At 72.1% G+C, this 12242-nt stretch carries 10 protein-coding genes and 1 pseudogene; 7 read left to right on the top strand and 4 right to left on the bottom strand.

The window, feature by feature from the left end:
- Positions 1–65 precede the first annotated feature (65 nt).
- Genes CR470_RS09250 through CR470_RS09240 form a run of 3 tightly spaced genes read left to right on the top strand, consistent with a single transcriptional unit; the run spans position 66 to position 2853 of the window.
- Positions 66–749, top strand: coding sequence for a response regulator transcription factor (locus CR470_RS09250; protein WP_097867083.1), 684 nt, complete (start codon positions 66–68; stop codon positions 747–749).
- Positions 746–2269, top strand: coding sequence for a sensor histidine kinase (locus CR470_RS09245; protein WP_097867082.1), 1524 nt, complete (start codon positions 746–748; stop codon positions 2267–2269). The genes CR470_RS09250 and CR470_RS09245 overlap by 4 nt, the downstream gene beginning before the upstream one ends.
- Complete coding sequence (locus CR470_RS09240) at positions 2266–2853, top strand: hypothetical protein (protein WP_097867081.1); 588 nt, start codon at positions 2266–2268, stop codon at positions 2851–2853. Before CR470_RS09245 ends, CR470_RS09240 begins: the two co-directional genes overlap by 4 nt.
- A 134-nt stretch (positions 2854–2987) precedes the next feature.
- Here the strand turns inward: CR470_RS09240 and CR470_RS09235 are convergent, their stop codons facing one another.
- From CR470_RS09235 to CR470_RS09220, 4 genes are all read right to left on the bottom strand, one after another.
- Complete coding sequence (locus CR470_RS09235; RefSeq protein ID WP_097867080.1) at positions 2988–6329, bottom strand: S8 family peptidase; 3342 nt, start codon at positions 6327–6329, stop codon at positions 2988–2990.
- Positions 6330–6524: 195 nt separating this feature from the next.
- Positions 6525–7073, bottom strand: a complete 549-nt coding sequence (locus tag CR470_RS09230) for a GNAT family N-acetyltransferase (protein WP_097867079.1) — start codon at positions 7071–7073, stop codon at positions 6525–6527.
- A 75-nt stretch (positions 7074–7148) separates the two neighbouring features.
- Positions 7149–8087 carry a sigma-70 family RNA polymerase sigma factor gene (locus tag CR470_RS09225; RefSeq protein WP_097867078.1) on the bottom strand — a complete coding sequence of 313 codons (939 nt, stop codon included), beginning with the start codon at positions 8085–8087 and terminating at the stop codon, positions 7149–7151.
- Between the two features lie 10 nt (positions 8088–8097).
- On the bottom strand, positions 8098–9288 hold the full coding sequence (locus CR470_RS09220; RefSeq protein ID WP_097867077.1) for an NAD(P)/FAD-dependent oxidoreductase: 1191 nt from the start codon (positions 9286–9288) through the stop codon (positions 8098–8100).
- A 433-nt stretch (positions 9289–9721) separates the two neighbouring features.
- Between CR470_RS09220 and ureA the strand changes: the two genes are divergently transcribed.
- From ureA to CR470_RS41125, 4 genes and pseudogenes are all read left to right on the top strand, one after another.
- On the top strand, positions 9722–9973 hold the full coding sequence (gene ureA, locus CR470_RS09215; RefSeq protein ID WP_097867076.1) for an urease subunit gamma: 252 nt from the start codon (positions 9722–9724) through the stop codon (positions 9971–9973).
- Positions 9970–10308 (top strand): urease subunit beta, encoded by a 339-nt coding sequence (gene ureB / locus CR470_RS09210; RefSeq protein ID WP_097867075.1) that lies wholly within the window; start codon positions 9970–9972, stop codon positions 10306–10308. The genes ureA and ureB overlap by 4 nt, the downstream gene beginning before the upstream one ends.
- 1 nt (position 10309) lies before the next feature.
- Positions 10310–12013, top strand: coding sequence for an urease subunit alpha (locus tag CR470_RS09205; RefSeq protein ID WP_097867074.1), 1704 nt, complete (start codon positions 10310–10312; stop codon positions 12011–12013).
- Positions 12013–12242: pseudogene (locus CR470_RS41125) on the top strand (urease accessory protein); the annotation flags it as partial. The gene CR470_RS09205 and the pseudogene CR470_RS41125, both read left to right, overlap by 1 nt.

Raw genomic sequence — 12242 nt, 5'->3', positions numbered from 1 at the left:
CCGCCACTCGCCCGCCGAAAGCCCCTCTCGCGATCTTTCCTGTCCCAGGACCTGGAGATACCGGCATGCCACGCGTCGTCCTTGTCGAAGATGATCCGTCCGTACGCGACGGCGTCGAGATGGGGCTGCGCCGGCGCGGGCACGAGGTCCTCGCCACCGCGACCGGCGAGGCAGGCCTGGAGGCGCTGGACGTGTTCCGCCCCGACCTCCTGCTGCTCGATCTGATGCTGCCCGTGATGGACGGTGTCGAGGTGTGCCGCCGCGTACGCGCGAACAGCCAGTTGCCGATCATCATGCTCACCGCGCGCGGTGATGACGTGGACATCGTCGTCGGCCTGGAGGCCGGTGCGGACGACTACGTCGTCAAGCCCGCCCGTACCGAGGTCATCGAGGCCCGCATCCGTGCTGTGCTGCGCCGTATCGAGGCCCCGGTCGGTGTCCGGCCCGCCGTCGAATACCACGGCGACCTGGACATCGACCGGGCCGGTCACACCGTCCTGAAGTCGGGCGAGCCGGTCGCCCTCGCACCTTCCGAGCTGAAGCTGTTGCTGTTCCTGTCCGCGGCGCCGGGAAAGGTCTTCAGCCGGCAGCGGCTCCTGGAAGAGGTCTGGGATCACAGCTACCACAGCGACGTGCGCCTGGTGGACGCCTGCGTGCGCCGACTCCGCATCAAGATCGAAGACCTGTCCGACAGCCCTCGGTACATTCAGACCCTGCGGGGATTCGGCTACCGCTTCGGCCCGTTGTGAAGATACCCGGAGCGGCCGTCGCGTTCGGCGTGCGTACCCGGCTGGTGCTCGCGTTCCTCCTGGTGGCCGCGGTCAGCGCGGTCACCACCGCCGCGCTGACCTACCGGGAAGCTCGCAGCGCGGTCCTCGAACGCGCGCAGGACACGGCCGTAGCCTCCTTCCGCGAGGAGGTCGAGCGGTTCGTCCCCGGCCTGCCACTGGACCTGGAATCGGTCCGGTGGGAGCTGTACGACATCGCGGCGCGCTCCAAGCCCCATCCGTGGATCGTGTTCGCCGAGTACGGCTCGGTGCGCGTCTCCTCGGGCGACCGGCCCGTCTCCGGTGTGCTGACCGGAGAGCTGCGCCGCGCCGCGCGGACCTCGCCGCACGGCAGCTTCCAGCGGGTCGTCAAGGACGAGAAGGCGTACCTGACGATCGGGATGCCGGTGATGACCCGGGTCGTCGCGGGCGGCCGCGCGGTGCCCAGCGGCCTCGTCCTCTTCGCCGTGATGCCCATGGCGAACGAGGAGGCGGACATCGACGCGCTGGTGACCGCCGCCCGCGACGGTGCCCTGCCGGGACTGGTGGTGGCCCTGGTGCCCGCCCTGTTCGCGGCGCGCAGCGTGCTGCGCCCCGTCCGGGAACTGCGGCGTGCCGCGCACTCCATGGGCGGGGGGCGGCTCGACGCGCGGATCACCGTACGCGGCAGGGACGAAATGGCCGACCTCGCCCGGACGTTCAACAGCTCGGCGGCCCGCCTCGAACACTCCGTACAGGAACTCCGGGACGCCGGGGCGCGGGCCCGGCGCTTCGCCTCGGACGTCTCGCACGAACTGCGCACCCCCCTCGCGGGGATGCTCGCCGTCACCGACGTCCTGGACGAGGACGCCGGGACACTCGACCCGGACACCGCCCGTGCGGTGCGCCTGATCAGCGTCGAGACCGGCAAACTGGCCGTGCTGGTGGAGGACCTGATGGAGATATCCCGCTTCGACGCCCGCGCGGCCGGACTCAACACCGACGAGGTGGACGCGGCGGAGGCCATACGCAGAACCCTGTCCGGCAGGCAGTGGCAGGACCGGGTCCGTGCGGAGCTGGCCGAGGGCGTCCGTATCCGCCTCGACCCGCGCCGCTTCGACGTCATCGTGGCCAACCTCGTCGACAACGCCCTGCACCACGGCGCCGAACCGGTCACCGTACGGCTGTCGTCCCGCGCGGGTGCGCTGATCACCGAGGTGCGGGACAGCGGCCCCGGGATCGCCCCCGACGCACTGCCGCACATCTTCGACCGCTTCTACAAGGCGGACGCCGCACGTTCCCGCTCATCGGGCAGCGGCCTCGGCCTCGCGATCACCCGGGAGAACGTGGTCCTCCACGGCGGCACGATCCGCGCTTCGAGCGCGCCCGGCGGTGGCGCGCTGTTCACGGTGGAACTGCCCTTCGACGGGCCCGCATCGAGGCCCGACGCGCCGGACGATCCGGCGGCCGCACACGGCGAAGAGCCGGGGACGGGTCCTGGCCGCACGGAGGCCACCGCGTGAGGAGACGGGCGCTCCGCGGGGTCGCGCTCGCCACGCTGCTGCCGCTCGCCGGGGCGCCGCTCTCCGGCTGCGGTATCCAGGAGACGGGCGTGGTCGGCGCCGGGAGACCGCCGGTCGGCGACCTGTTGCCTCCGCGGGACTCACGGATACTGTTGTTCTTCTTCTCTCCCGACGACGAACTGCTGCCCGTGCCACGGATCGTCGAAGTCCCCTGGCAGGGCGGCTCCGGGAGTTCGCCCTCGGAGAGCGAGGAGGCGAGCGAGGCCCTGTCGCCCCTGACGGCCGTCACCGCCCTGCTCGACGGGCCGAACAAGGCCGAACGGCGGGCCGGGCTCCGCAACACCCGCTCACTGCCCCGTGCGGCGTCAGCCGTGGACCGGGTCGTGACGGGCGCCTCCACCGTCGAGGTCAGGCTGAACCTGCGGGTGAGGCGGCTGTCCGCCCCCGCCCGCGACCAACTCGTCTGCACGGCCGCCTTCGCCGCGCACGCACAGGGGGCCCTGCCCGTCACCCTGGTCGGGCAGGACGGCGGCCTCGCCCCGGCCGACTGCTCCCTCCGCCCGGTCCCGGCACCGGCACGCTGAGCGAGCGCGAGGCGGGAACGGCCGACGGCCCCCGCCCACCACGCCGGCGGCACGACAGCGGCCCGCCGGAACTTCCGTTCCGACGGGCCGCTTCGCCTGGCATCACCCCGGACGGTGTTCCGCCCGGTGGCCCCTCACCTGCCGAAGAAGGCGTGGTGGATCGTGACCGTCGACTCGTTGCCGCTCCTGTCGGTGACGACGGCCTTCAACGAGATCGCCTTGCCCTTCGCCGGGGCGTTCACGGTGATCCTGCCCGCGGTGACCTTGGCGGGCAGCCACTTCTCGTCGTCGTACGACACCATCACCCGCAGCGCCTTCAGACCGGCTCCGGCCGCCGCGCCCTGCACCACGACGGGGAACGTCTGCTGGGAGCCCGCCGGGACGGTGGAGTCCAGCGCGAGCCGCGGCAGGAAACGGACCGTGGAGACCGGCAGCGTCGCCGGGGCTTCGGTGCGTGCGGAGGTGAAGGTCCACGAGGCGTCGATCCGGGTGCCGGCGCGGTAGACCGCCGGGTTCCGGTTGATCGTGGTCGCCACCTTGTACGTGGCGGACTCCGGAGGGAGTGCGAAGAACCGCTCGTCGATGGCCGCGTCCTCCTTCGCGTACAGAACGCCGTCGCGGTGGATGGTGGTGGACGCACCGGAGTACCGGGCGAACCCGGGATGCCCCGGCCCGTCACTGACCAGCGCCAGCGAACCGTAGAGGTTGTCGCCGTCGCGCACGAGCCCGTCGCCGGCCTTGATCTGCGGCCCCATCACACCGGCATGGAAGGTCTCGGTGTGCGTCGTCCCCGGCTCGAAACGTCGTGACTGCGCGAAGGAGTAGGCCCCTTCGACCTGCCGGTTGCCGGCCGCGTCCTTCTCACCCAGCACACCGGCCGCGATGTTCCAGACGGCGTCGTCGTCCGTGGACAGGTACACCTTCCGGGTCCCCGGCAGGGGGTGCGCCGAGTAGAGCGCGGCGATCCCGCCGTTGGCCAGTTCACCGTCCGCCCTGACGATGCCGTCGAGGCCGGGCACGGACGCCCCGATCCGCACCTTCACCAGGGCCATGTTCTTGGTCGTGTACGTCTTGCTGTAGCCGGTGGCCAGCTCCGGGACCAGGCTGCCGGCGAGCGCGTTGTACTCGGTGCCCCCCTGCTTCCAGTGGGCGGACCACTGCTGGTAGAGGGAGCCGTCGGACGCCCGGGGACCCTGGTGCGCGGTACGGACGTTGTCGAAACTCGTGAAGTCGCTCCACAGCGTGATGCCCACCTCGGGCGTGTTCAGGGCGTACATCATCCCCGCGCGCGTCGGAGTGGCCGCCGCGTCCGGCACCTTGAACGTCACCGGCCGGGTGGACCGGGCGTCTAGGTCGACCGTGGTCGGGCCGGTCACCGAGAACTGGGGGTTGTTGATCAGATCGGCGCCCTTGCCCGGAGCCGCGGGGTCGACCAGCATGTCGGCCGACAGGTTGTAGGTGCCGCGCGGCAGCCGGACAGTTGCCGAACCGGACGACAGATCCGGGAAGAACCGCAGGCCGGAGGCGTGACCGAGATACCCCTTCAGGTCCGCCTGCCAGCCGGTGCTGGGCGCGCCGTCCCGGCCGGTGGCCTTGAAGGTGACCTCGTACGACTCGGCCTCCCGCTCCACCGCGGCCGCCGTCCGCACGGTCTGGCCGCCCCCGGACGCCACGACGGTGGCCGAGTAGGAGCCGTCGACCGTACCGCCGAGGCGGGTGTCGGCCGTCAGGTCCACGGCGGCGGTGCCGCCCGCCGGGACCGTGACCCGCTGCGCCCCGAGGGCGAAGAAGCCGGCCGGTGCGTGCTGCCCGTCCCCGCCGGTCGGCGCGGACAGCGACAGGTTCAGCGTCACGTCGGCGCTGCCGTTGTTGCGGTACGTCACCTGCTGGGTGACGGGGGTGTCGTCGGTGTGGGGCCAGGCCTGGGTGCCCAGGTTCACGGAGGCCGGCTCGGCGACGACCGTCTGGTCGATCGCCTTGTCGACGGTGAGCCGACCCGCGCCCTGCTGGAAGACCGAGTGGGAGCCGTCCTTGGCCGAGCCCGTCAGGGCGGCCTTGATCCGGTCGCCCGTCCAGGTGGGGTTCTTCTGCTTGAGGATCGCCGCGGCCCCCGCGACGTGCGGAGTCGCCATCGACGTGCCGTTCAGACTGTGGTACCCGGGCGGGTCCTGCCCCGCCACGCCCGCCGCGGCCGCCGCCGTGATCGACATCCCCGGTGCGGTGATGTCGGGCTTGACGGCCTTGTCGCCGGTACGGGGACCGACGCTGGAGAAGTCGGTGACGCGGTCGTCGTCGTCGACGGCGCCGACGGTCAGAGCCGCGTCGGCGCTGCCCGGCGACGCGACCGTGCCCTGGTTCGGCCCGTTGTTGCCCGCGGCTATCGCGAACAGGACGCCCTTCTCCGCGGAAACCTTGTTGACCTGGGCTTCCAGCGGGTCGATTCCGGGCGTGTCGACGCCGCCCAGACTCATGTTGATGATGTCGGCACCCTGGGCGACGGCCCAGTCGACCCCCGCGATGACGCCGGAGTCGTCACCGACGCCCTGATCGTCCAGCACCTTGGCGTTGATGAGCCGTGCCCCGGGGGCAACGCCCTTGAACCGGGCGTCCTTCGCTCCCGTGCCGGCCGCGGTGGAGGCCACGTGCGTGCCGTGCCCGTCACGGTCCTTGGCGTCCGGGGAGCCGCTGAAGTTCCGCTCCGCGGCCACCCGGCCCGCCAGGTCCGGATGGGTGGCGTCGATGCCGGTGTCCACGACGGCGATCTTCACTCCGGTGCCGTCGAACGACCGGGCCCAGGCCGCCGGGGCGCCGATCTGACCGGTGCTGCGGTCGAGCGAGGCCTTGCGCACACCGTCGAGCCAGATCCGCGCGATACCGGACGCGGTGGCCGCCGAACCGTCCTCCCGCTGACGTGTCAGGGCGTCCCAGAGCGCGCCCTCGCTGTCGGTGGCCGCGGCACTGGTGACGGCATCGGCGTCGAGGGTGGACAGGGCCCGGCGGACGGTGGTGCCGTCCGCGGACCGCACCTCGGCACGGGCGGACCCGGCCGCCGCTCCCCGGTAGCCGACGATCACCTTGAGCCCGGCCCGGTGGGCCTTCAGGCTCTCCGGCTCGGCCAGTGCGGTGATGTCGAACAGCCGCCGGTCCAGCCTGCCGTCCGCGATCAGCTGCCGGGCGTCACGCGGCACCACATGGGTGCGGCCGTCGTGGATCTCGGTGAAGAAGGGGATGTCCTCCCGGCCCTTGGCCCGCTGGATGCCCCCGACCCGGCCCTTGGCGTCCACGAGAACCCGGTCGCCGGTGATCAGGGTGACGGTGTCGGCGGTCCGGCCGCCCGGCTCTAAGGCCTTGGCGGTGGTCGGGGATGCCGTGTCCGGGCCGCCGGTCTTCCCCGACGCCGGACCGGTCATGCCCGCGGTCAGGGCGACCGAGGCCGCTGCGACGAGCGCGTAGGCCCTCGTTGATCTTTTTCGCAAGATTGTCCCTGCTCAGGAGTGGTTCGGGCGGGCGAAGGCCCGGCCGCACGGGGCGCGTTCGGCCCCGGATTCCTGAAGTATGTCGAGGGCGTTCGGACGCACTCAATGATCGTTGTGTAACAGCGGAGCACCCTGATCCGGCCTGCTCGCGAGGGCGTACGGCACCGGATCAACGCGAGGGCGCACCGCCCTGGATCAGCCGGACGGCGTGACCGGACTCCACACGCCCAGCCACTGCTCGGCGCCGTACTCCTCGAACCGCGTCACCTCGGTGAACCCCAGCTTCCGCGCGAGGCGCATCGAGGGGCTGTTGGCGGTCCGGGTGCAGAGCACCACCGGTTCGCCGGGAAGTGCCGCGGCGAACCAGCCGAGCGCGGCGGCGCCTGCCTCGGAGGCGTACCCGAGGCCCCAGGCCTCCGGCAGGAACAGATAGCCGAGTTCGGTCTCCCCGGCATCCGGACGGAGGCGGTCCGGCAGTTCCCCGGGCCGACGGTCGAGAGTGATCGCGCCGATCATCGCTCCGTCGAGCTCCACCACGAAGAAGCCCCGCCGTCGCCCCGGCACCTCGGGGACGGAGCGTTCGAGAGCATCGCGCGGTTGGGGCCCACCGATGTGGATGCCCACCTCCGGTGATGCGAACAGCTCGATGAACGCCGCACGGTCCCGTGCCTCGGACCCACGGAGCACGAGCCGTTGCGTCCTGATCGGGACGGGCGGCCAGGCGGCGCCATCGAGTTCAGCCATGGAGGGCAAGCTATCGCGAGGCGCGGGAGGACCGCCCCGCCGTCCTCCTCCTCGGCGAAATCCGCCACCGTCCGGTCACCACGTGTCGATGACCGGTACGCCGGGTTCGTGGTGCTGCCATGCCTCGTCGAGCCGCGCCAGCCGGTCCGTGGCGGCGATGCCGTACAGGGACGCGACCTTGCCGTCGCTGACCTCGAACGCCACGGCGCCCACCACCCGGCCCCCGACCACGGCGACGACGGCCAGGGCGCCGTTGACCCGCGCGAGATGCAGCGCCGGCGAACCGCCGGCCAGCCGCCGCTTCGCCGGCGTGGGCTTGAAACCCGCCCGCACGAAGGTGGCGACCCGCTCGCGCGACCGGTACCGCAGCAGCCGCCTGGCCAGCCCGGCGCCGTCCGAGACCGCCGTCACGTCCTCGGTGAGCAGCGCCACCAGCCGATCGGTGCGCCCCGAGGTGGCGGCGGCGAGGAACTCCTCGACGACCCGGCGCGCGGACGCGGGGTCGGCCGCGCCGCCGCGGCGGCGCTCGGCTGCGACCCGGGTACGGGCCCGATGGGCATGCTGCTGGCTCGCCGATGTGGTGATGTCGAGGATCGCGGCGATCTCGGCGTGGCTGTACGAGAACGCCTCACGCAGGACGTAGACGGCCCGCTCGGTCGGCGAGAGGTGCTCCAGGAGGGTCAGTACGGCCAAGGTCACCGATTCACGCTGCTCGAAGGTGTCGGCCGGGCCGAGCATCGGGTCGCCGTCGAGGAGCGGTTCGGGCAGCCACGCGCCGGCCGTTCGCTCGTGACGCGCCTGTGCCGAGCGGAGGCGGTCGAGGCAGAGGTTGGTGGCGACCTTGGTCAGCCACGCTTCCGGAACCTCGATCCGCTCGCGGTCCGCGGCCTGCCAGCGCAGGAACGTGTCCTGCACGGCGTCCTCGGCGTCGGCCGCCGAGCCGAGCAGGCGGTACGCGAGCGAGGCCAGCCTGTTCCGGCCGGCCTCGAACTGATCGACGGCTGCGCTGTCCATGCGAAACAGCCTAGGCGGTGACCCGCGCACCGGTCCGGCCGGGCGCGGGCGTCAGGCGGTGCCTGCGCTTCGGCATGCCGAAGGTCGGATGGGCGATGCCCCACCCGGCCCCCCTGAGCACACCCGACTTGAGCCGTGCGGCGGTTCGGCCGCCCAGGTACCAGGCCTTCGACCGGACGTCCCCGTCCACCATCTGGAAGATGGCGTCCCGCCGTCCGAGGCTGATGTGGTTGCCGAAGTACTTCAGCCCGGTGGCCGGGACCTCGCGGCCCGTCAGGCGCGCGATGATCGCGGCGGTCGCCTGCATGTTGGTGAGACCGGCCGAGGCACAGGACATCGGCAGCGGCCGACCGTTCTCGCCGATCGCGTAGGCGCAGTCGCCCGCGGCGTAGACATCCGGGTGAGAGACCGAACGCATGGTGCGGTCGACGACGATCTGGCCGGTCCCGGCGACCTCCAGCCCGGCGGCCGCCGCCATGGGGTGCACGGCGAACCCGGCCGTCCACACGGTCACGTCGGCCTGGATGGACCTGCCGTCGGCGGCGATCACCCGTGTCGCCTCGACGGCTTCGACGGCGGTGTGCTCGTGCACGGTGACCCCGAGCCGGTCGAAGGCGCCGCGCAGGTGACGGCGCGCCTTCGGGGAGAGCCAGGCGCCCAGCTCGCCGCGTGCCGCGAGCGCGACCGAGAGTCCGGGGCGCGACTCGGCGAGCTCGGTCGCGGTCTCGATGCCGGTCAGTCCCTCGCCGACGACCAGGACGGTGCCTCCCTCGCCCAGGGCGGCCAGGCGCTCCCGCAGGCGCAGCGCCGAGGACCGGCCGGCCACATCGAAGGCGTACTCGGCCGCGCCGGGGACGTCATGGTGGGCGACGGAGCTGCCGAGCGCGTAGAGAAGGGTGTCGTAGGCGAGTTCACCGGGGCCGTCGTCGCCGGTCACGGCGACGGTCCTGCGCTCGGGGTCGATACCGGTGACGCGCGCCAGACGCAGCCGCACCCCGGTGCCCGCGAATACGTCGGCGAGTTTGCGGGACGCGAGATCCTGGCCGCTCGCGAGCTGGTGGAGCCGCATCCGCTCGACGAAGTCGGGTGCGGCGTTGACGACGGTGATCTCGGTGTCGGCGGGGGAGAGCCGACGGGCCAGGTTGCCGGCGGCGAAAGCCCCGGCGTAGCCGGCGCCGAGGACGACGATGCGGTGCTTCATGACATGGCTCCTGTCTCGTTCGTGTACCCCCTGAACGGGACAGCGCTCCGATTGCTGACAGGAGTCGGGCGTGACCCAGGTCACACCGGATCGATGGGGGGTTCACGGACTCCGGAAGCGCGCCGACGGACTGCGGGCCGCGGGTCGCCGGGCGGAGAGCGCCCGGTGGTCGCGGAGCCCGGCCGGTGCGCGGCGAGCCCGCTTCGCACCGGAGTGGCGGGCCGTTTTTTGTGCGCTTTGCCCGTATGTAGTGGGTCGTAACCACAAAAAGGGACTTTTTGCCGCGCGTGAGAATTTGCCATGCCTCGACGGGAAGGGCTATAAGAGGCATGTGGTTCAGGCGCCGCCGGGAATTCCGGGGAGGCCGTCATGGAGGTTTTCCCATGTTCTGACTCCGTCCGACACGGAGAAATTGCTACTGAGTGTTGCCGGAATGATCGCGCGCGACCGGCGCGCCCGCGGCGTCCGCCTCAACTACCCGGAGACCGTCGCCCTGCTCGCGTGCTGGGCGATGGAACGGGCCCGTGAGGGTGTCCCGGTCAGCGAGCTGATGACAGCGGGGAGGGCGGTGCTCACCCGTGCTGACGTGCTGGAAGGCGTCCCCGAGATGCTGCACGACGTCCAGGTCGAGGCGACCTTCCCGGACGGGCGCAAGCTCGTCACGATCACCTCGCCGATCCCGTGATCCCGGGCGAGATCCGGACCGGCTCCGGAGTGCTGCATATCAACGCGGAAAGCGCGGTATTGCCGCTCACCGTGGTGAACGACGGTGACCGGCCCATTCAGGTCGGATCACATCTGCATTTCCCCGACGCGAATCCGGCGCTTTCTTTTGACCGGGCCGCGGCCCGGGGATTTCGGCTCGATATTCCGTCGGGCACGTCGCTGCGCTTCGAACCGGGCGTCGGCGTCGACGTCGGCCTCGTCGAACTCCGCGGCCACCGCCGCGTGCCCGGCATCGTGCTGCCCGGGAACCGCACACCGGCCACCACACCCACGCCTCGAACGGAGGACCTGTGACATGGCCCAGCTGACCCGCGCCGCCTATGCCTCGCTCTACGGCCCCACCACCGGGGACCGGATCCGCCTCGCCGACACCGATCTGTGGATCGAGGTCGAGGAGGACCGGTGCTTCGGCGGCGACGAAGCCGTCTTCGGAGGCGGCAAGTCCATCCGCGAGTCGATGGCCCAGGCCACCGCGTCCCGGGCCGAGGGCGCGCCCGACCTGGTCATCACCAACGCGGTGGTCCTGGACCACTGGGGCGTCGTCAAGACCGACGTCGGCGTCCGCGACGGGCGGATCGTCGCCCTCGGCCGCTCCGGCAACCCCGACATCAGCGACGGCGTCCATCCCGGTCTGGTGATCGGCCCCGGCACCGACGTGATCTCCGGCGAGGGGCGCGTCCTCACGGCCGGAGCCGTCGACACCCACGTCCACTTCCTGATGCCGGAGACCCTCCACGAGGCGCTCGCCACCGGCACCACCACCGTCATCGGGGGCGGCACCGGCGCCACCGAGGGATCCAAGGCCACCACCGTCACCCCCGGCGCGTGGAACCTCGCCATGATGCACCGCTCCCTGGACCGCGTCCCGCTCAACGTCATGCTGTTCGGCAAGGGCTCCACCGTCGGCGACGAAGCCCTGCGCGAGGCGGCCCTCAGCGGTGCCGGCGGCTACAAGGTCCACGAGGACTGGGGCGCCACCCCGGCCGCGATCGACGCCGCGCTGCGGGCGGCCGACGCGTACGGACTCCAGGTGGCGCTGCACGCGGACAGCCTCAACGAGGTCGGCTACGTCGAAGGCACCCTCGACGCCATCGCCGGACGCGGCATCCACGTCTTCCACGCGGAGGGCGCGGGCGGCGGCCACGCTCCCGACATCATCACCGTGGCCTCCCACCCGAACATCCTCCCGGCGTCCACCAACCCGACGCTCCCGCACACCGTCAACACGGTCGCCGAGCACCTCGACATGCTGATGGTGTGCCACCACCTCAACCCCCGCGTCCCCGAGGACCTCGCGTTCGCCGAGTCCCGGATCCGGGCCACCACCATCGCCGCCGAGGACGTGCTGCACGACATCGGCGCACTCTCCATCACCTCCTCCGACGCCCAGGCGATGGGCCGCGTCGGCGAGGTCGTCTGCCGCACCTGGCAGGTCGCCCACGTCATGAAGCAGCGCTTCGGCGACCGCGGCAGCGAACTGCCCGCCGACAACGAGCGGGCGCGCCGGTACGTCGCCAAGTACACGATCTGCCCGGCCGTCGCCCACGGCATCGACCACGTCGTCGGCTCCGTGGAGCCCGGAAAGCTCGCCGACCTGGTGCTCTGGGACCCCGCCTTCTTCGGCATCCGGCCCGCCGCCGTCATCAAGGGCGGCATGGCCGTGTACGCGCCCCTGGGCGACGCGGGCGCGGCGATCCCCACCACCCAGCCGGTCCTCCTGCGCGCCACCGCCGCCGCCGAGGCCGCGCCGCACCTGTCGGTCGGCTTCGTCTCCCCGATGGCGCTGGCCGACGGACTGGCCGAACGGCTCGGCCTGGTACGGGAGTTGGTCGCCGTACGGCCCACCCGGCACCTCACCAAGGCGGACCTGCCGAACAACACGGCGCTCCCGGCCATCGACGTGGACCCGGAGACCTTCGCCATCCGCATCGACGGGGAGCTCGTCGAGCCGGTCCCCGCCGCCGAACTGCCGCTGGCCCAGCGGTACAGCATGTTCTGATGGCGCTGCTCGCCCCCTACCTCCTCGCCGACGGGCGGCTCCCGGGTCGGCGCCCACACCTACAGCGCGGGCCTCGAACCAGCCGTCGCGGCGGGCCTCACGCGCGCGGAGATCCCCGCGCTGCTGAGGGCCCGTCTGCACACCACCGGCGTCACCGAAGCCGCCGCCGCCGTACTCGCCCTGCGGGCGGCCCTGCGCGACCCGGTGGACTACGGGCCCGTGCAGGAGG

The sequence above is a fragment of the Streptomyces sp. rh34 genome (assembly GCF_002551245.1).
GTDB lineage: Bacteria > Actinomycetota > Actinomycetes > Streptomycetales > Streptomycetaceae > Streptomyces.
Note: the sequence above shows the minus strand (reverse complement) of the source record. Positions and strands in the feature narration are given on the sequence as shown.

Excerpts from the sequence above, each read along its gene's own strand:
- CR470_RS09205 (WP_097867074.1), top strand. The coding sequence starts at position 10,310 with ATGGCCCAGCTGACCCGCGCCGCCTATGCCTCGCTCTACGGCCCCACC.
- CR470_RS09220 (WP_097867077.1), bottom strand. The coding sequence starts at position 9,288 with ATGAAGCACCGCATCGTCGTCCTCGGCGCCGGCTACGCCGGGGCTTTC.
- ureA (WP_097867076.1), top strand. The coding sequence starts at position 9,722 with ATGATCGCGCGCGACCGGCGCGCCCGCGGCGTCCGCCTCAACTACCCG.
- CR470_RS09250 (WP_097867083.1), top strand. The coding sequence starts at position 66 with ATGCCACGCGTCGTCCTTGTCGAAGATGATCCGTCCGTACGCGACGGC.
- CR470_RS09225 (WP_097867078.1), bottom strand. The coding sequence starts at position 8,087 with ATGGACAGCGCAGCCGTCGATCAGTTCGAGGCCGGCCGGAACAGGCTG.
- CR470_RS09230 (WP_097867079.1), bottom strand. The coding sequence starts at position 7,073 with ATGGCTGAACTCGATGGCGCCGCCTGGCCGCCCGTCCCGATCAGGACG.